This is a genomic window from Megasphaera cerevisiae DSM 20462 (assembly GCF_001045675.1).
Taxonomy (GTDB): Bacteria; Bacillota; Negativicutes; order Veillonellales; family Megasphaeraceae; genus Megasphaera; species Megasphaera cerevisiae.
The window spans coordinates 77,277-96,192 of record NZ_LEKT01000005.1 but is presented as its reverse complement, the minus strand read 5'-3'; the positions used below and the strand labels follow the sequence as shown (position 1 = coordinate 96,192).

At 46.0% G+C, this 18,916-nt stretch carries 12 protein-coding genes and 1 CRISPR repeat array; of the genes, 1 reads left to right on the top strand and 11 read right to left on the bottom strand.

What is annotated here, in order from left to right:
- Positions 1 to 268: 268 nt before the first annotated feature.
- Positions 269 to 3,794: a CRISPR direct-repeat array (repeat unit 33 nt; unit sequence ATTTCAATCCACGCATCCCGTGAAGGATGCGAC).
- A gap of 132 nt (positions 3,795 to 3,926) precedes the next feature.
- From cas2 to AB840_RS02740, 7 genes are read right to left on the bottom strand one after another with little or no spacing between them, the layout of a single operon-like run.
- Positions 3,927 to 4,226 carry a CRISPR-associated endonuclease Cas2 gene (gene cas2 / locus AB840_RS02770; RefSeq protein ID WP_253184855.1) on the bottom strand — a complete coding sequence of 100 codons (300 nt, stop codon included), beginning with the start codon at positions 4,224 to 4,226 and terminating at the stop codon, positions 3,927 to 3,929.
- Positions 4,223 to 5,257, bottom strand: coding sequence for a type I-C CRISPR-associated endonuclease Cas1c (cas1c, locus tag AB840_RS02765; protein ID WP_234984809.1), 1,035 nt, complete (start codon positions 5,255 to 5,257; stop codon positions 4,223 to 4,225). Before cas1c ends, cas2 begins: the two co-directional genes overlap by 4 nt.
- Entirely contained in the window at positions 5,238 to 5,888 is a 651-nt protein-coding gene (gene cas4 / locus AB840_RS02760; protein WP_236684543.1) for a CRISPR-associated protein Cas4, read from the bottom strand. Before cas4 ends, cas1c begins: the two co-directional genes overlap by 20 nt.
- Before the next feature lie 23 nt (positions 5,889 to 5,911).
- The gene (gene cas7c, locus AB840_RS02755; protein ID WP_048513300.1) at positions 5,912 to 6,823 is read right to left on the bottom strand and encodes a type I-C CRISPR-associated protein Cas7/Csd2; all 912 of its coding nucleotides are present in this window, start codon (positions 6,821 to 6,823) and stop codon (positions 5,912 to 5,914) included.
- The gene (gene cas8c, locus AB840_RS02750; protein WP_048513299.1) at positions 6,816 to 8,624 is read right to left on the bottom strand and encodes a type I-C CRISPR-associated protein Cas8c/Csd1; all 1,809 of its coding nucleotides are present in this window, start codon (positions 8,622 to 8,624) and stop codon (positions 6,816 to 6,818) included. The genes cas7c and cas8c overlap by 8 nt, the downstream gene beginning before the upstream one ends.
- Positions 8,621 to 9,277: a type I-C CRISPR-associated protein Cas5c gene (gene cas5c / locus AB840_RS02745; RefSeq protein ID WP_048513298.1), complete on the bottom strand. Its 657-nt coding sequence runs from the start codon at positions 9,275 to 9,277 to the stop codon at positions 8,621 to 8,623. The genes cas8c and cas5c overlap by 4 nt, the downstream gene beginning before the upstream one ends.
- 43 nt (positions 9,278 to 9,320) lie before the next feature.
- Positions 9,321 to 11,501 carry a CRISPR-associated endonuclease Cas3'' gene (locus AB840_RS02740; RefSeq protein ID WP_078791646.1) on the bottom strand — a complete coding sequence of 727 codons (2,181 nt, stop codon included), beginning with the start codon at positions 11,499 to 11,501 and terminating at the stop codon, positions 9,321 to 9,323.
- Positions 11,502 to 12,334: 833 nt separating this feature from the next.
- On the opposite strand from AB840_RS02740, the gene AB840_RS02730 reads away from it, so the two are divergent.
- Positions 12,335 to 13,846 (top strand): dihydrolipoyl dehydrogenase family protein, encoded by a 1,512-nt coding sequence (locus AB840_RS02730; RefSeq protein ID WP_048513295.1) that lies wholly within the window; start codon positions 12,335 to 12,337, stop codon positions 13,844 to 13,846.
- Positions 13,847 to 13,915: 69 nt separating this feature from the next.
- Here the strand turns inward: AB840_RS02730 and fumC are convergent, their stop codons facing one another.
- From fumC to AB840_RS02710, 4 genes are all read right to left on the bottom strand, one after another.
- Positions 13,916 to 15,304 carry a class II fumarate hydratase gene (gene fumC, locus AB840_RS02725; protein ID WP_048513294.1) on the bottom strand — a complete coding sequence of 463 codons (1,389 nt, stop codon included), beginning with the start codon at positions 15,302 to 15,304 and terminating at the stop codon, positions 13,916 to 13,918.
- A 55-nt stretch (positions 15,305 to 15,359) separates the two neighbouring features.
- Positions 15,360 to 16,925, bottom strand: coding sequence for an acyl CoA:acetate/3-ketoacid CoA transferase (locus AB840_RS02720; RefSeq protein ID WP_048513293.1), 1,566 nt, complete (start codon positions 16,923 to 16,925; stop codon positions 15,360 to 15,362).
- A gap of 104 nt (positions 16,926 to 17,029) precedes the next feature.
- A complete protein-coding gene (gene purD, locus AB840_RS02715) occupies positions 17,030 to 18,301 on the bottom strand; it encodes a phosphoribosylamine--glycine ligase (RefSeq protein WP_048513292.1) in 1,272 nt (423 codons plus the stop codon).
- A complete protein-coding gene (locus AB840_RS02710; RefSeq protein WP_078791645.1) occupies positions 18,301 to 18,906 on the bottom strand; it encodes an IMP cyclohydrolase in 606 nt (201 codons plus the stop codon). Before AB840_RS02710 ends, purD begins: the two co-directional genes overlap by 1 nt.
- Positions 18,907 to 18,916: the final 10 nt, after the last annotated feature.

Here is an 18,916-nt window from a genome sequence, read left to right as displayed (position 1 = left end):
TGTCTCCCGTATCTCGTAATTCTTTTTGCCATCGGGACAAGGTTTGCTGGCTTATGCCAAGATTTTTGGCACAACCGACCAACCCCAGATCCCGGTGATCATGATAATATTGGATGGCATCCAGTTTAAATTGTTTATCAAAGTGCTTCGCCATTATAAGTTCCTCCCGTTTCTGATACTTCTATTGTATCATGGTTTCATGTATAGGATTTTCTCATTTTGGCTTGTACTATTTTTATGCTAGCACTAACTACATTGTACTATTGAGATTTCAATCCACGCATCCCGTGAAGGATGCGACAAGGGATATTTTGCAGCATAAAGGGACAGAAACTATTTCAATCCACGCATCCCGTGAAGGATGCGACGCGACAATTTTATACCATTGCGTGTAAGCAATGGATTTCAATCCACGCATCCCGTGAAGGATGCGACAAGGGATATTTTGCAGCATAAAGGGACAGAAACTATTTCAATCCACGCATCCCGTGAAGGATGCGACGACATTACGGGGTTCTTATCCAAATGACGCATGATTTCAATCCACGCATCCCGTGAAGGATGCGACAGGTGTCGAAACGGGCAGTTGCCCGTCTATACAATTTCAATCCACGCATCCCGTGAAGGATGCGACTAGTTACCCCGATCTTTATAAGCGAACGGACGCTATTTCAATCCACGCATCCCGTGAAGGATGCGACGTACGGAAATAAGACAATAAAAATTATCATTGTATATTTCAATCCACGCATCCCGTGAAGGATGCGACTGTTTCAGCATATAGGTGGTATTGGTATCGGATCATTTCAATCCACGCATCCCGTGAAGGATGCGACGCTTGCCTGCCCATTGTCCTTTACTATGCTTACAATTTCAATCCACGCATCCCGTGAAGGATGCGACTTACGGTGTTGGAAGCAGAAACCACATTTTTTGATATTTCAATCCACGCATCCCGTGAAGGATGCGACGCTTTGTAATAATTTACTACAGTGGATGCGTTTTATTTCAATCCACGCATCCCGTGAAGGATGCGACGTGTGAATTTTTGCTTTTGTGTGTCATTATCCAACATTTCAATCCACGCATCCCGTGAAGGATGCGACTTTCTTGGCGACTTCTTTTTGTAAGCATCCACACATTTCAATCCACGCATCCCGTGAAGGATGCGACTTTTTCTTTTATTCATTTTTTAAACACTGGTATAATTTCAATCCACGCATCCCGTGAAGGATGCGACGCGTAGATAATGCCTGCCGAATTGGCATGACCAATATTTCAATCCACGCATCCCGTGAAGGATGCGACGCCGTTTGATTAATCCCTTCTGGGTACATATCATGATTTCAATCCACGCATCCCGTGAAGGATGCGACTTGATTTCCATAATTTTTATGCTCCTTCCATTACTATTTCAATCCACGCATCCCGTGAAGGATGCGACTTGGCAAAGTAGTCATCTATTCTGTATATTTGTAATTTCAATCCACGCATCCCGTGAAGGATGCGACTACATCATCCGCTCAATTTGCTTTTGGTTATATCATTTCAATCCACGCATCCCGTGAAGGATGCGACAGAGACTTGCCAGCTCCCCAAATTCTAAAACAGATTTCAATCCACGCATCCCGTGAAGGATGCGACTTTACAATCAGGTCTCCCCGATGCATCATTTGGTATTTCAATCCACGCATCCCGTGAAGGATGCGACCTGGCAATACGCTCCCCGATTGGCTTATTAATAACAATTTCAATCCACGCATCCCGTGAAGGATGCGACCCCAGTGCATTCGATCTTCCCACCTATATGCAAGATTTCAATCCACGCATCCCGTGAAGGATGCGACTGATAACTTCTTTATCTCCTTTGCCGCGTTTTGAATTTCAATCCACGCATCCCGTGAAGGATGCGACACACCCAGAATGGTTCTAATACGTCTTCATTTTCATTTCAATCCACGCATCCCGTGAAGGATGCGACACCGTTAAAATCCAAACAATAAAAAGGCTAGATAATTTCAATCCACGCATCCCGTGAAGGATGCGACTTAATAATATTGATGCCACCGTTAAGGAAGGAGGATTTCAATCCACGCATCCCGTGAAGGATGCGACCCCATCCTGCGTGGTCTTGTTGGTCTGCACAGTAATTTCAATCCACGCATCCCGTGAAGGATGCGACCGCGCTTATCTTTAAATTAATCCCTTTTAGCAAAATTTCAATCCACGCATCCCGTGAAGGATGCGACCACGGTTGTTCCATCGACAGATACAATTCTTCCGATTTCAATCCACGCATCCCGTGAAGGATGCGACACGGCAATTAAATTAATTAAGGAACGAATTTTAGATTTCAATCCACGCATCCCGTGAAGGATGCGACTAAAGGTGGCATAGGCGCAATACTAACAATATGCATTTCAATCCACGCATCCCGTGAAGGATGCGACACCCACTCCGATATTATTGACAGCATGTCTCCCATATTTCAATCCACGCATCCCGTGAAGGATGCGACTTCCTGCAAATGGATCCAATATAACCGCTTCTTCCGATTTCAATCCACGCATCCCGTGAAGGATGCGACCTATTTCGCCATTCTCTGATCAACGTCCTTGACAATTTCAATCCACGCATCCCGTGAAGGATGCGACTGCTGGGGCGACATCCGGAGCTCCTTCGAGTCCTATTTCAATCCACGCATCCCGTGAAGGATGCGACAGAAGCATTAGTACACATAACATTTATTGCGTATATTTCAATCCACGCATCCCGTGAAGGATGCGACAAGATAGATCGACTTCTTTGTTCGCTGCCCAGTTATTTCAATCCACGCATCCCGTGAAGGATGCGACTTAGAAAAAGCAAAAATGTGTGGTTAGTAACACGCATTTCAATCCACGCATCCCGTGAAGGATGCGACGAAGCAAACGAATGCGCCCAGCCGTTTATACAAATTTCAATCCACGCATCCCGTGAAGGATGCGACCGGGCTGCTGAATTACTTTAAAGGACGCTGCCGTATTTCAATCCACGCATCCCGTGAAGGATGCGACTGACAGCATTCGGATAGATACATCTTTGATCGACATTTCAATCCACGCATCCCGTGAAGGATGCGACTAATGGATTTGACAATATGGGGACACCTATAAATATTTCAATCCACGCATCCCGTGAAGGATGCGACATCCATGAGACTTTACATACAACGCATGCGCTTTTATTTCAATCCACGCATCCCGTGAAGGATACGACTGATGACGCTATAAAAGCCCGTAAAGCGGCCGAAATTTCAATCCACGCATCCCGTGAAGGATACGACAGCATAGCAAAGGTTTTACTTCCCCAAACAGGTTATTTCAATCCACGCATCCCGTGAAGGATACGACGCAATGCCAATGTGGAGATTGTGCGAAAAGAAAGATTTCAATCCACGCATCCCGTGAAGGATACGACTGCCAATCATCATATGTCATATTGGCCGGCACATATTTCAATCCACGCATCCCGTGAAGGATACGACATGTAAGTCTGTCATTCCACCAACATCTGTATTAATTTCAATCCACGCATCCCGTGAAGGATACGACGCGCCGTTTTCTCCTACTAGGGCATAGCCACTGGATTTCAATCCACGCATCCCGTGAAGGATACGACGGAACTGGTTTGGCAAAAAGGGGGATGGATGCCGATTTCAATCCACGCATCCCGTGAAGGATACGACGTCCGTATCTGATCAATCAATATATCCTGTACGCATTTCAATCCACGCATCCCGTGAAGGATACGACAGTACTCTTAAATAACATTGATTTTATCAGACCTTTTTCTACATTTTCCGCGAACCTCTGTCTAGGTCATTTTTATAGTTCATAAAACCAAGGATTTCAGCCTTTATATTTTGTGTATGCTTATACTTCGCGCTATAAAATCAGAGGCTCACCTGGATCATATGTCGGCTTGGCACCGACATGCACAATTTTTCTTTGATAATGATTCCCCAGATTATAAAATCTGAGGCTATCTTTTTCTCCATCAATTAAACTGGATAGTCTGTCTCGCAAAATTACATACTGTACCTCGTCCAGTGAACATTCAAATACTGAATTCTGTACCCGCTGCCCATGGGCCACACAACAGCGTGCTACCTGCCGAAGACGTTTTCTCCCCTGAGTTGTCTTGGTATTAACGTCATAAGTGACAAGAACTAGCAATCTACTCACCTCCCCACAAATGCAGGATATCCATCCATATCTCCACGGATATACCGTGCCAAGAGGAGAGCCTGTACATAAGGAATTAATCCCCAGTAAATTTTTTCCTGCAAAAACGGATGGACAATCATTGTCTGTTTCTTCTTCTGCCATTCTGCCAGAAGAACTTTGCGGCCGTCATCATTCAACCAGACCGCCCCATTTTCTTTTTTTTGAAAATGAACGGGAAGGATCAGACGGTTATTGATCAGTGTAAGCACAAAGCGGTCTGCATAAATACTTCTCAGTTCTTCCATCAAATCCAATGCCAGAGACTCTCTGCCAGGTCTGTCCCTATGAAGGAATCCCACATACGAATCCAAACCGGCACCCTCCAAGGCAGATGCGCAGTCATGAGCCAATATCGTATAGGTAAATGACAGCATGGCATTGACAAAATCTGCTGGAGGCCGTTTGATCCGTCTCTGAAAATAAAAGCTTTTCTTATTCTGCAGAATCAGCTGGTCAAAAACTGAAAAATATAGTTGGGCAGCATTTCCCTCAATCCCCCGGAGTTCATCTGTATCTGACGTTGTTTGTGCATCAGAAGCGGACCGGAGAAACATTTTTATGATATGGGTGAATTTCTCCTGATCCACAGACAAGGGGTGGTCGCGCGCCATCCGCATTAATACCGTACGAGCATTTAAGATTTTTCCCATGATAAAAAACCGAGCTATCCCACAGCTTTCTTTATCGCTGTCTGACAAACGGTACTGCATTTTACGGAGTAGTACATTGCCCCGTACTGTGCCGGAAACACGGGCCAGAAAACGTCCATTCATATCAAAAAAGCAAAAGCCGATGTTCCTTTTTGCACAGGCGCCCAAAAGGGCAGGACTTGCTCCCTTATGTCCAAAATAGAGAATATTTTCCAAATTCAGTAGAGGCAGACGCTGGACAATCTGATTTCCCTTCCATGCCACAATATTTTCATTTTCCAGTGAAAGATAGATCTCCTGGGATGTCACAAACAACGTATTAAGAAGATGTCTCATCATCTGCCCCTTCCATCATTTTTTTATAGTATGACGCTACAGAAGGATTCCTGCACAGCCGTGGAATACATAGATTTTTTACAGAGCAGGCATTGCAGTAAGCTCCCGTCTTGACTTTCGGCGTATATCCCCGCTTCATATAATGATGCATTTCCTCTGTCATATCCCGTACATACTGACGCATTTCCGTAGTCAGATCCACTTTTCGTCTGTGCCTGATTTCATGATAATACAGATATCCGTAAGAAATCCTGCAGGACAACATTTCCTCCAGGCACATGGCTTCACAGCAAAGCTGCAATCTATCACTTTCATCCTGCTTGTCTTTTCCGCGTTTATACTCAACAGGGCAAACCTGCCACGTTCCACGGTGTCCATGAAGGACAGCCCCCTCCTCCGAACGGATAAATTCAACCACATCACACTGACCGGCCACCCCCAGGATAGGAGAAGATACTCTCATGCCCCGGGTAATAAGGATTCCCGGTCTTTTTGTAATCAGTCCCTCATTATGAGAATTTTTATGAAGAATTTCTCCTTCCGCAGTAAGCCGATTCTCTTCCCAGATACATTCTACATGGATTAATGCCCATTGTCTCCGGCAAAAAACAAAATGCTGCAGGCCGGAGATCATCAGGTAATCATCCTCTGTATAGGTCATATCTTACGAATACAGGATACTCCCTCCGGCAAGTCCGAAGTATCCACGGAGACTTCATAATCTTCATAAGAACGGGGCGGCTTCGTGCTGTCCTTCCGGCTCACATGAACCCGGTCAAATAATTTATAGGCCGGTGCATTGCCAAGTTCACTGTCATGTTTAAATGCAATCAGTTCACGCACTGCCATATTTCCCCGTGCTGCCGAGTGATCATTTTCAAACATGTTGATGACTGCATTCCAGAATAATTCCAGGTCCTCTTCAGAAAATCCTGTTACTTTTCTGGCCAGGTTTGCTGAAATATACCCTTCTGCCTGGTACAGTGCGTAAGGAACGATATACTTTCTGCCCATTTCAGTTTTTTTGTTAGCTGCATCTTTTAAGGTTGTAATAGCTACTCTTGTAATGGTGACTTCCTGAGGCGCAATAGGGTCAATACTATGTGAAAAACCAATCTGCACAGGCCCGCGGATCTGGCCGCAGTTCAAAGCGCCCTTAACAAAAGTAGTCATAACTGCACCGAAAGTACGGATATCAAAGAAATTCCGGCACATGAAATCCCGTATCTTTCCGTCAATATCAGGATTTTTTTTCTTTGCTTCCTTAATATCATCAATACCGTAATAAGTAATGGCACTTTGGTCACTTTTTTCCAAGGGCACTGTATCCTTGATATAAATCTTATAACCTTGGCTTCCTTCCGGTACATTCTGATCGTCCTTATTTTCCTTAGCTACGTCTACATAATTCCGTATCTTTCTCTTCAGGCAGACATCGGTAACAAGCCCCAGTCCTGTCTCAGGGTCAATTCTCGGCATATTCCCGGCATCAGGGTCTCCATTGGGATTCCCATTTTCTACATCATAGAGAATTACAAAATCATAGCGGTTATGAATCGGTTCAGTCATTTTCTTTTTCCCCCTTTTTCGTATAACGGTCCTGTGTCTCCTGATAATATCCGAGAACAAAGGCACTCTGTTCTTCCAGACTCAGTCTATTGGGTATCGGCACTCCTTCATCAGGCATGATAATCAGAGACAGTAAATGCCCGATTTTTTTATTAAAAACAACCTGAAAAGGTGTTTCCAACTTTGCCAAGTGTGAATTCGCCAATTTTAATAAAACAGGAAAAACAGAAGCCGGAGTCGCACAGGCTGAATTAAAATAACGGTCTTTAATCGTTGCATTAATCCCGGGATTTGCACTTTGCTGTACATTTTCAAGAACAGAAAACAGGCGTCCCAGAATATATGCCATTTCTCTGCAGTTATCATTAACATTCATAAATATCTTTCCCTCCCATCGACTTGGATGATTTTTTAATAAATATGCCTTTAGCCCTGCCGCCCGCACTGATCCGATTTTCTCAGAAATACGGGTTCCCTTTTCGCTATATTCATCTTGCTCTGAAAAAATACGGAGCATCAGGTTCTGGAACAAAGCTTCAGGATAAATACGGCCTGTCAAAATAGACTGAAAAAGTGCTCCTGCCATAAGAGGAGATGCCGCATTATCCTGAGAATGGCTGTTGGCTGTTTTTTTCAGCAGCAGCCACAAGGGAATGATAGATCGTTTCTCCCAGGAAGGACGGACAATTTCCATTCTTTGCTGATGTTCACCTAAATGCATCAGAGCCTGTCCGAAAGTACTGCGCAGGAAGAAACGCACAGACAGGCGGGCCGCGTTAGGCGCCAACCCCAATATATAAAAAGGCTCGTCAGGACGTATGATAACTCCCTGTATCTCCAGAGCTACTCCTTCTTTCATATGCTCCATGACATTATTCAGAGTCCTGTCATCCATAGAATCATCCATTCCGTTAATAGCTGCCGAAATGATATTTTGACATACTGTCTGGGCATGCTCCGACCAATATACTGTCGTTGCATCCCCTATCAGCTGTGTATGCTCTCTGTCCAACAACAGCGCGTTTAAAGCTGCGCCATAAGCAAAAGCCGCATATTCACTCACCGGCGCATTCAGTCCCTGCTCACCTTTATGCCCATATGATTCATAAGCGGGTGCATTAAAAGAAACCAGTGAAGCGCCGCTGCTCTGTGCACCTCTTACCCCTTTGATACTTGGGTGAAGAAGCGCAATGGGCTGATTTTCTTTCCCGGTAACAAGGCATTGCTCCCGTACAGGATTCCCTTCATGACTCTTTCTCTGTAGATAATCATCCCATGCTTTCTTGAAAGCTGGCCATTCATGCGCGTACTGACCGTTGATTTGAAAAACCAAACTGCCTGCCTGCATGATCTCATCATAATTTTCTGCTGCAACCGGATTCTGCCTTGCCGCTTCTGCATTCCACGTGTCGAAAAACAAAAGCAGCGCCTCTGCATAGGGGTCATGGCACTCATCAAGCACATCATGATGCAGCGTTCTGGCCGCCAGAAAGCACTTTTCCGTCCTCTTTTGCTTTCCTTTATCATCCATACAAAGAAGATAACTGGAACTATCACATAGAAAATTAGCGCACACATTAACTGCTTTTTTATGCTGCAGTGGCACTGTCATAACAGCCGGCAGTTCTATTTCTTTTTTACCCCGCATTGCATTTTTCCGCACAGAGATAATCCCTTGAAACCGCCCGTGCCCATCGATTTGAATGGCATCCGTTACTTTAGCCGAGGACCAGCCTTCTCCCACTATCTTCCCCTGTTTCTGAAGTGTTTCATACAGTCTGACCAGCGATTGGAGGATCATTGATGCACCTCACAATCTCGTAAATCAAGAACTCCATCCTGCAGTTTCCCTCTGAAAAACCGGGGAACAATATGGGTCTTATCATGATAATCCATATCAAAAAGCATATAGCCCAAATCTCTCGTGTCCGGATAAGGAACTATCACTTCCTCTTCTTCTACCAGACGAAATCGGGCAGGAAATTCTCTGCATCCCAGATAAGGCTGGTGATAACACTGTCCCTTTCTGGCACGTCTTGTCAGCATTTCTTTAAACTTTCCCGGATTATCCCGTTCGCCTGCGCAGTCTGTCATCTCGAAATGAAGTGTAATACAGTAATGAACATTTCTCAGCACGGTAGCTGCACGCTGCTGAATATCCTTCGCTGTAATAATTGCCAGCGGTTCCTTATTTCCTTTAGCCGCCGCCAGCACCTTCGATACTAAGATTTTTGATTTTACCTCATTCCGCCTGATATTTGTGAATTGGATAGGATTCATCACATCAATCTCATCAATTACATACCGGAGTCCCGGATGCCAGAAAATAGCTTCCGCAATTCCCCGGGCCGCCGAAGGAGTCATCACATCATACGATACACGCTCCGTTTTCATTTCCGGACGTGTGAAACAGGCATAGCCTCCCCAGCATTCTATTTTTGCACCATAGCTCATAATATCCTCCCTTCTCCGCCAACTCTTTTAAAAAATATTCTTCTTAAATCATGATACCCGATCCCTCCTCCTCTTCATAGAGCAGTCCCCGTTTATCCCGATCATACGCTGAATCATCAGTCAGAACTGCCATCTGCATATCCAACAGCTCAATTTGTCCCCGGTCCCGGAGCTGCTCGAATGCCTGCCGCTTTTGATGCGGCGACGAGGCAAAACGGACATTCACCGCATATCGCCCCGCTGCCCGCATAAGTGCTCTTGTACGTATGCCTATACGAAGTTGTCTGATAATTTCCATAGCCTCTTCATTAAAAGGGATCAGCACGGTTTTAGAAGCATCTCCGATAAGCTGCACCTGATCATTGACCGAAACAAAAGCAAGGAGCTCTGACAAGCGGATAATATTCTTTTGATCCAGCGACTGGTCTTTAGCAAGGTACAGACTGTCAAAATAATCTTCAATGGCCTCAGGATTCGACACATCTGGATGCCTCTTTCCCACCAGATCCGTCACCTGCCGTTCCTGCCTCATAAAACGGGAATCTGCCACAGCATCAGTTTTAAACACATACACACCGCTTGTATGTACAGGTCGCTTTCCCTCCCTATTGCACCGTCCCGCTCCCTGAATCAGACTGTCCAATCCTGACTGCTCCAGAAAAACGGTGGGAAAATCAATATCCACACCAACAGAAATAACCGTTGTTGAGACAACCCGGCAGGGCAGACCTGCCGCGAGCCTTTCCTTCACCTGTCTAATCACTTGGGAACGGTGGACTGGACACAGATTAGTCGACAAATAAAAGCAGTCTGGTCCTTTTATACGCTCATAAAGCTCTTGTGCCTCATGCTTGGTAAGCATCACGCACAGAACCTGCTTCATAGACATCATCCGCTCCGCCACCTCATCATATTCCACCAATCCCAGAAAATGAAATGTAACTCTCCGGAAAAAATCATAAACCCCGGAAATATTTTCCATGATCTCCCTGACAGGAATTGGCGTATTTTGAAAAAAGCGGTCCAAATGAGGCTGTGTAGCACTGCAGAAAACTGCGGTACATCCATAATAAGTCAAAAGTCCCTGAATGGACTGAAGCGCCGGCTTTAAATATGGCAGGGGAAACATCTGTGCTTCATCAAAAACAATGACACTGCCTGCTATATTATGAAGCTTCCGACAACGTGAGGTGCGGTTGGAAAAAAGAGATTCAAAAAACTGTACATTTGTTGTGACAATCACCGGCGCATCCCAATTCTCCGAAGCCAGCTTTTTAGGATCCGGATGGAGCTCCGTATCATCGTAAACTGCATTCATATGATGCTCCACCACATTTCTTTCGCCTAAGAAACGGCGGAAAATATCAGCGGTCTGCTCAATGATGGACGTATAAGGAATCACATAAATAATACGGCATTTTCCGTACCGGGCCGCATGTTCCAAGGCAAAAGCCATGGAGGATACCGTTTTCCCTCCTCCGGTGGGAACCGTCAGTGTAAACAGTCCGGGAGACTGCGCTGCCTGTGCAATACACCGGTCAAGTATCTTCTTCCGCTCTCCGTTCAGTTCATTTTTGGGATCCATATACCCCTGTTTTTTTAATTCTTTAAAAAACAAAATACGAAGAGTAGCAAGGCTGTCAAAATCCCCTCTTCGTATTTTCCCCTTTTTCATATATTCTTCTGTATCTAAAAAATCCGCATCCACCAGACACGAAAAAAGCATTCTGATTAAAAGCATTGTTTGAATGCCGCTGCCGAATCTATCCTGAAGCGGACCGTAATCAAGCTTGTCTGGATCAGGCAGTTCCTCATGATAACGGCTGCAGCAGGGCACACTTCTCCTGTACCGTCCACACAGCGTCGGCTCAGACTCTGGATCCATCTTATTTCCGAAATCCGGAAGACCTGCATGATGTCCGGCAATGCAAAACGCCTGAAGCAGCTCGCCTGATTTCATAAAAAGCTGGGCCCCCGCAGTAGAATGATCGACCCGTCCGTGAAAATTTCCTCGGATATACCGTTGAAAAGTATCCGAATATTTTCCCATATCATGATACAGTCCGCACTGGTAAGCCAGCTTCTCTATACCCGCATACCGACCGAACTCTCCTGCCAATTCAGCCGTATGCTGCAGATGTTCAATAAGAGACTGCACCCCTTCACCATTTTCAAGCTTATGTGCAATACACAGCCCTTCAGAAAAGGACACGTTCATTTCCATACCTTCCCAACCTCGTTTAACCAATACCGTAATAAATTAAAAACTTTTTGTTATATTATTGACCTTTCCTGTGAAAATTTCAAGTACTATTTTTGTCTATTCTAATTAAGTATGTCGCGCTTTAAATCATCTTTTTATAGCATACATAATACTTGATCCTCATTTTTTACAGGAAATATACCGGAATTCTGACCTGTCTACGTTAAAACTGCCGTAAACTAATTTCGCCATCTGAACGGGACAGAGAAATAAAGCAATCTGAAGTGCATAAGAAAAACTAAAATGTCTAGCACTGCCCTTTGAATAATCGGCAATAATAATAAAATCCACTCGTCCGTGAGAATCATCTGATTGGCCTTTCTTTTATCCCTTTGATACACCGCGAGGGAATGCGCCGGCAATGGCATTCCTTCAATAATTTTCTTCAGTCCTGAGGAAATACTATAATGCTCTGATTTCATTCCTTTTTATCCTCACTCTGGTTGGCCTGTCCGATAAAATCCAGCACCGGCAGACAATCTTTGCTACTGCACCACCGAAGGCCTCTACCAAGCCTAAATGGGTTTCGTATATAACACGGGAAAATAAGTTCGATCCATCTAATCCCTACAGATTGCGAACATATATCACATCCGTATGATCGTATAAATAACGAAAGAAAGTAATGCTTCTTGCAAAACGCAGAGCGTCAGCCAGCATTTCCTCTTGCCAAATAAAGATTTTCCTCGTATACTTAAACCATACAAAATAAGTATACAAACAAATGTAGATCATTGCATATAAAACATGTGTTTTTTATTATCTGTCAAACGCAGCCTATAAGGAGGGTTCACATGAAACATTATGATGTCATTATTATCGGTACAGGCGCTGCAAATATCGTAGCCGATGCCGCGCTTTTACAGGGGCAGCGCATTGCGATTATTGAAAAAGGACGGTTCGGCGGCACCTGTCTCAATCGGGGGTGTATCCCGACAAAGCTGATGGTCACGGCAGCTAATCGTATCCGCGAAATACAAGAAGCGGAACGTATCGGTGTTCATGCTGGAGACGTCCATTTGGATTGGGATTTCATGTCACGCCGCCTTTGGAAAAAAGTCAATGAAAGCATAGGCATTAAAACATATTATGATCAATACCCCAACATTGATATATACGAAGGCACGGCTTCTTTTTCAGGCAAAAAATCGCTTACGATTACACTCCATGATGGTACGGAGGCAGAAATAGACGGCAGCAAAATTTTTATTGGTGCCGGCGCCCGTACGAATATCCCGATTCTGACCGGACTGGAAGAAGCGGGATATCTGACCTCGGAAACCTTGTTTGGTGAAAAATATCCCGCCCAGCCTTATAACAGTCTGATTATCGTCGGAGGCGGTCCTATCGGCTGCGAATTTGCCCATGTTTTTAATGCTGCCGGTACCAAAGTTACAATCGTTCAGCATAATATCCGTCTTCTGCCTAAAGAGGATGTCGATATATCTTCCTTTCTGCTCCGTCAATTCGTTTCGTACGGCATAGACGTTCGTCTCAATCAGGACACCGTTTCTGTCCACATAGACGGCGGCGAAAAGGTACTCACCTTCCGCAACCGCACGACAGGAGAAGAAAGCAGCATCCGGGCTCAGGAAATTCTGATTGCCCCGGGCATTAAACCGTTGACGGATCTTCTTCATTTAGAAAATACAGATATCCAAACGGATAACCGCGGCTATATTACCACAAATGAATTTCTGGAAACAAGTGCTGACGGTATTTGGGCTCTCGGCGACATCAATGGGCTGGCCCCATTCCGCCATAAGGCCAATTACGAATCAGAAATCCTTGCTCATAATCTATTTTCCGGTAATCCGCCGCAAAGCTGGCGCTGGGCCCGCTACGAAACGGTACCCGCCGTTACATACACGTATCCTGAAGCCGCTCATGTCGGTCTGACCGAAGATCAGGCCCGTAAAGAAGGATATGAGATTGAAATAGCGATTAATCACTATTCAGATTCAGCCAAAGGGTACTCGCTGGGCTATGAACCAGGCGACAGTGATGACGGCTTTGTGAAGCTGATCTTGGACAAAAGCACAAAACACATTCTCGGCGCTCACATTATCGGGCCAGAGGCCTCTATTCTAATTCAGCCTTTTATCACACTCATGAGCTGCGGCTCTCACGTGATCCGCCCCATTCATGAAGAAATCGCGTCCCCTACAACGCAGATGCTGAGAAAGCTTCCTTTGACGAGAACCCTGGATCCTCGCTCCGTATATACTATCAGCGAAACCATGACGCCCCATCCTTCGTTATCTGAAGTGACTATGTGGACCCGCTACTATTATGAAAAAAAATAGCTCCATTAAAAAAGACGCCATCCTCTGAGAAGGCGTCTTTTTTACATATACATAGGGACTACAATACTACTACTTCTTCACTCCGGCTAGCTTCGCCGGATCCATATAGGTGTCAAATTGTTCAGCCGTCACCCAGCCGGTTTCAACGGCTGCTTCCCGCAATGTCATTTCTTCTTTAGCCGCCTTTTTTGCGATCATGCAGGCCTTATCATAGCCGACGAGCGGAACCAATCCGGTAACGAGAATCAGAGACTGATGGAGGTTGTAATCAATTTTCTTCAAGTTGGGTTGAATCCCGACGACACAGTGCCGGCGAAACGAATCCATGACATCACTCAAAATCCGGATAGACTGCACCAGATTATAAGCCATGACAGGCATAAATACGTTGAGCTGAAAATTTCCCTGACTGGCGGCGATGCCCATAGCAGCATCATTGCCCATGACCTGAACAGCTACCATCGTCACCGCTTCACACTGTGTCGGATTGACTTTTGACGGCATGATCGAGCTGCCCGGCTCGTTTTCAGGAATCGTGATTTCACCGATGCCGCAGCGCGGACCTGACGCCAGCCACCGCACGTCATTGGCAATTTTCATCAAATCACAAGCCAGGGCTTTAAGCATGCCGTGGACCGTGACCAATTCATCCTTACTCGTCAAGGCTTGGAATTTATTCGGTGCCGTGTGAAAAGTTTCACCGGTCAACGTACTGAGCATAGCAGCAAATTTTACGTCATATCCCTCCGGGCAGTTGATTCCCGTACCGACAGCCGTTCCTCCCATAGCCAAATCCCGCAGGAAATCAATTCCCGCCGTCAGCATTTCCTTATCGCGTTCGATCATACGAGCCCAGCCGCTGAATTCCTGCCCCAGCGTAAGCGGCGTCGCATCCTGTAAGTGCGTCCGGCCGATTTTAACGATATTCATATATTCTTCCGCCTTGGCATGCAGATCCCGAAAAAGCACTTCCATCGCAGGAAAAAGCTTTTTTTTGATCAATATCAAACCGGCAACATAAAGCGCTGTCGGGAAAATATCATTAGAGCTCTGGGAATGATTGACATGATCGTTCGGATGAACCGTGACAGCTTCTCCCTTTTCCTTCAGAATCTGCATTGCCCGATGTGCCACAACCTCATTGACGTTCATGTTAAACTGGGTGCCGCTACCAGTCATCCATACGGCCAACGGAAAATTACCGTCCAGTCGTCCGGCTAAAATATCATCGCAGGCTGCTGCAATAGCATCTGCCCGTTGGCTGTCTACAACGCCCAACTCTTTATTGACCAGAGCTGCTGCCTTTTTCAGATATGCAAAGACGGTGACTAATTCCGATGGGATTTTTTCCGTGCCGATTTGAAAATTTTCGTAGCTTCGCTGGGTTTGGGCCCCCCATAATTTATCTGCTGGGACTTTGATTTCTCCCATTGAATCTTTTTCTATACGATATTCCATATGTCTGCCTCCTCATATACAAAATACAACCAAACATTCCGTCCTGCGTTCCTGCTCATATTTCATCCTTCAATCCCATAACTTCATCTTTAAAAATACGTACATCCATCACTGTCAGTGCCGGACTAATGAGCGGCTGAAACTCCATCTGCCCCAATATATTCCGTTCCAGATCCATGCCAGGCGCAATCTCTGTCAGCATCAATCCCTGCGCCGTGAGGGTAAAGACGGCCCGTTCCGTCACGATGATGACCTCTTGATGCCGTGCCGCTGCATAAGGCCCGGAGAATGTGATTTGTTCGACCTGTTTCTTGAATTTTTTATATCTGCCCTCCCGTTCGATCTGCAGCCGGCCTTGTGCACACTGTTCCCGCAGACCGCCAGCAGTAAACGTCCCCATCAGAATAAGCTTTTTAGTATTTTGCGAAATATTGATAAAACCGCCTGGACCAATAACCCGGCCATGAAATTTGGATACGTTAACATTACCGTTTCTGTCAATTTCGGCTAATCCCAGGGCGCTTACATCCAAACCGCCGCCATCATATATATCAAACATATCCGCCATTTTCAATTCGGCTTCCGGATTGACTGCTGCCCCCATATCCATATCAGATAATGGAAATCCTCCGATAATGCCAGAGTCCGTCGATAAGGTCAGGCGATGCCCAAAACCCTCTTCGGCTGCAACAGCACCAATAATTTCCGGCATACCAATACCAAGATTGATAAAGCTGTCTTTTTTTAATTCCATGGCCGCACGGCGAGCACATATTTTCCGGTTATCTAACATATAGTGTGGCATAACGCTTACTTTTTTTCTGGTGTCACCGGTCAGCTCCGGTCGATAGCCATGACAGGAAAAACTCTGATAATGATATTTAGGACGCGGCACGACGACATAATCGACCAGAAAATGATGTATCTTGACCAAGCGTGGATCCAGCGTTCCCTGCGGTACGAGCTGTTCGACCTGAACAATAACAATGCCGCCGGAATTATGGACTGCCTCGGCAATTTCCAGCTGCTCACCGATCATCGCCTCCCGCTGCAGGGAAATATTGCCGTCCTCATCAGCAATAGAGCCACGAATCAGACATACCTGGATGGGAAACGTCTTATAATACAAATACTCCTTCCCGTCAATCTGCATCAAAGATACGATATCCTCCCCCTCTAACGCAGTCCGGACATTGCCCTTGCAGCCCTCCAGCCGGGGATCAGCCAGTGTCCTCAAGCCAATATCAGTCCAGATACCCTTTGCACCGGCCGCAATCGCCCGGTACAAGCGTATCATGGTCCCGGCCGGCAGCGTATATGTCAAGCATTTATTTTCCTGAATATATGTAGCCAACGCAGGTTCCAATCCAACATGGCTGGTGATCAGCGTATCAATGAGTCCATCCGCGGCCAGACGGCTGCCGCCCCGTACGCCCTTATCTCCGGTACTGGCCAGCTTGACCAGCGTCAGCGCCTGTGGATGATGGGTCGCATTATATCGATCCCGCAGTGCCTTGAATAGTCCGTCTGGTGTTCCAAAGCCAGCGTGACCGCTGACAGCCACCGTCGCCCGATCCGATATCAGCGCGACAGCCTCAGCCGCTGTAACAAATTTAGTCATAATACACACGTATCCTCTTTTCTATATGATAAAAGCAGCAGCTAAAAATCAGCATCATTGCCGATGATCAACTACTGCCGTTATGCTGTTACGTATAGCACATGTTATTGTAAATGCTTCAAACCCTTTGCACCAATATCACGGCGTATCTGCTGACCGTCAAAGGAAATGCGATCTACGTTATCGTACACCTTGTCAATAGCGGCCTGCAGTGTAGGCGCTACGGCAGTTACGCCGAGAACGCGGCCACCATTGGTTACATATTGTCCATTTTTTTTTGCTGTACCGGAATGGAACACGATCGTATCTCCATCTATGGCTTCCAACCCGGAAATGACGTCTCCCTTATGCGATGATGCCGGATACCCTTCAGAAGCCATGACCACGCAGCAAGCCGCGGCAGCCTTCCACTTCACCATATCCTCATCCAGCGTCCCCTGCGTACAAGCATACATAATATCAGCCAAATCCCCGTCCAGGAGCGGCAATACCACCTGCGTTTCCGGATCACCAAAACGACAGTTGAATTCCACAACCTTCGGCCCTTCAGCTGTAATCATCAAACCGGCGTACAAACATCCCTGATATGTAATGCCTTCATTTGCCAGGCCCGCGACGACGGGATAAAGAATGGTTTTAATGACCTCCTGACGAATCGGGTCTGTTACGACCGGCGCAGGCGCATATGCTCCCATGCCGCCTGTATTGGGGCCCTTATCATGATCAAAAATACGCTTATGATCCTGTGCGGCAATCATCGGAACAATATGCTCTCCATCTACAAAGGCCAAAAGGCTGGCTTCTTCACCCATCATACATTCTTCGATGACGATGCGTCCGCCTGACGCGCCGAAAATACGATCCTCCATGATCGCATTGACGGCCTCTACCGCTTCCTCCACAGTCTGGGCAACGACAACACCCTTACCGGCAGCTAATCCATCTGCCTTGACGACGATGGGAGCGCCTTGTTGCAGAATATATTCCTTCGCTTTATGTCCATCCGTAAAAGATGCATAAGCAGCCGTTGGGATATTATATTTTTTCATAATATCCTTGGCAAAAACCTTGGAGCCTTCTAATTGAGCGGCTGCCCTGTCAGGTCCAAAAACAGCGAGCCCCTTTTTACGGCAAATATCCGCAATGCCCTCTGTCAGCGGAACCTCTGGCCCGACCACAAGCATATCAATACATTCACTGGCACAATAGGCCGCAATTCCCTCCAGATCGGAAAGAGGAATAGAAATACAATCGGCAAATTCCGCCATAGCGGCACTGCCGGGGATAGCATACAGTTTTTCCACCTTCGGGCTTTGCGCCAATTTCCATGCCAGCGTATGTTCACGACCGCCGCCGCCGATGACTGCTACCTTCATTATTTTGCAGCTCCTTTCCCAACTTGCTGCGCCAAATAGCCGGCAATTGCCGAATCGTATTCGGCAGTATGCTGGAACGCTTTCCGAGCCAATTCCAGCCGGTACGCATCAGTGAATTCACCGTCTTTTTTAAGAATTTCAACAATTTCGCCATATGTATCCGGATTTGTCACGATAGCCACATATTTATTATTTTTAGCCGATGCGCGTACCATACAGGGACCGCCGATATCAATATTTTCAATTGCTTCTGCTAACGTTACATCTGCTCTGGCAATAGTTTGCTGAAAGGGATACAAATTGACCACGACAAGATCAATTCCCTGAATCCCGTGTTCTTTCATAGCCTGCACATGTGCCGGGTTGTCACGAATAGCCAGAATACCGCCATGAATTTTGGGATGCAGTGTTTTGACACGGCCATCCATCATTTCTGGAAATCCTGTCACATCCTGCACAGCAATCACGGGAATACCTGCTTCCTTAAATGTACGCATCGTACCGCCTGTCGAAATGATTTCAATACCCATTTCGGCTAACGCTCTGCCTAATTCAACAACACCTGTTTTATCGGATACACTAATCAGTGCGCGTTTGACCTTCATCAAAATTCCT

Coding starts and splice junctions, on each gene's coding strand:
- AB840_RS02710 (WP_078791645.1), bottom strand. CDS start 18,906: ATGAAGGTCAAACGCGCACTGATTAGTGTATCCGATAAAACAGGTGTT.
- cas1c (WP_234984809.1), bottom strand. CDS start 5,257: ATGATGAGACATCTTCTTAATACGTTGTTTGTGACATCCCAGGAGATC.
- cas7c (WP_048513300.1), bottom strand. CDS start 6,823: ATGACTGAACCGATTCATAACCGCTATGATTTTGTAATTCTCTATGAT.
- purD (WP_048513292.1), bottom strand. CDS start 18,301: ATGAAGGTAGCAGTCATCGGCGGCGGCGGTCGTGAACATACGCTGGCA.
- AB840_RS02740 (WP_078791646.1), bottom strand. CDS start 11,501: ATGGAAATGAACGTGTCCTTTTCTGAAGGGCTGTGTATTGCACATAAG.
- AB840_RS02730 (WP_048513295.1), top strand. CDS start 12,335: ATGAAACATTATGATGTCATTATTATCGGTACAGGCGCTGCAAATATC.
- cas8c (WP_048513299.1), bottom strand. CDS start 8,624: ATGATCCTCCAATCGCTGGTCAGACTGTATGAAACACTTCAGAAACAG.
- cas5c (WP_048513298.1), bottom strand. CDS start 9,277: ATGAGCTATGGTGCAAAAATAGAATGCTGGGGAGGCTATGCCTGTTTC.
- fumC (WP_048513294.1), bottom strand. CDS start 15,304: ATGGAATATCGTATAGAAAAAGATTCAATGGGAGAAATCAAAGTCCCA.
- cas4 (WP_236684543.1), bottom strand. CDS start 5,888: ATGATCTCCGGCCTGCAGCATTTTGTTTTTTGCCGGAGACAATGGGCA.
- AB840_RS02720 (WP_048513293.1), bottom strand. CDS start 16,925: ATGACTAAATTTGTTACAGCGGCTGAGGCTGTCGCGCTGATATCGGAT.